Annotated in this window: 1 protein-coding gene; it reads left to right on the forward strand. The window is 69.6% G+C overall.

The annotated features are described in order from the left end of the window. Positions 1-975, forward strand: a 975-nt coding sequence (gene metK / locus K7G60_RS38565; RefSeq protein ID WP_225805624.1) for a methionine adenosyltransferase, incomplete at both ends; no start/stop codon positions are given.

The raw sequence follows: 975 nt of genomic DNA on the forward strand, positions 1-975 counted from the left end.
ACAAGATCCTGGAGATCGGTTACGACTCCTCGAAGAAGGGCTTCGACGGCGCCTCCTGCGGCGTGTCGGTGTCCATCGGATCGCAGTCCCCGGACATCGCCCAGGGCGTGGACACCGCGTACGAGAAGCGGGTCGAGGGATCCTCCCGGCAGGACGACGAGCTCGACGAGCAGGGCGCCGGCGACCAGGGCCTGATGTTCGGCTACGCCTCGGACGAGACCCCGGAGCTGATGCCGCTGCCGATCCACCTCGCGCACCGGCTCTCGCGCCGCCTGACCGAGGTCCGCAAGAACGGGACCATCCCGTACCTGCGTCCCGACGGCAAGACCCAGGTCACCATCGAGTACGACGGCGACAAGGCCGTCCGCCTGGACACGGTCGTGGTCTCCTCGCAGCACGCCTCGGACATCGACCTGGAGTCGCTGCTCGCGCCCGACATCCGCGAGTTCGTCGTCGAGCACGTGCTCAAGCAGCTCGTCGAGGACGGCATCAAGCTCGACACCGACGGCTACCGCCTGCTGGTGAACCCGACCGGCCGTTTCGAGATCGGCGGCCCGATGGGCGACGCCGGCCTCACCGGCCGCAAGATCATCATCGACACCTACGGCGGCATGGCCCGCCACGGCGGCGGCGCGTTCTCCGGCAAGGACCCGTCGAAGGTGGACCGCTCGGCCGCGTACGCGATGCGCTGGGTCGCCAAGAACGTGGTGGCCGCGGGTCTCGCCTCGCGCTGCGAGGTCCAGGTCGCCTACGCGATCGGCAAGGCCGAGCCCGTCGGCCTGTTCGTCGAGACCTTCGGCACCGAGGAGATCCCCCTCCACCTCATCGAGCACGCCATCGGCGAGGTCTTCGACCTCCGCCCGGCCGCGATCATCCGCGACCTCGACCTGCTCCGCCCGATCTACTCCCAGACCGCCGCCTACGGCCACTTCGGCCGCGAGCTGCCGGACTTCACCTGGGAGCGCACCGACCGCG

Source organism: Streptomyces sp. NK15101 (genome assembly GCF_020400725.1).
Classification (GTDB): domain Bacteria; phylum Actinomycetota; class Actinomycetes; order Streptomycetales; family Streptomycetaceae; genus Streptomyces.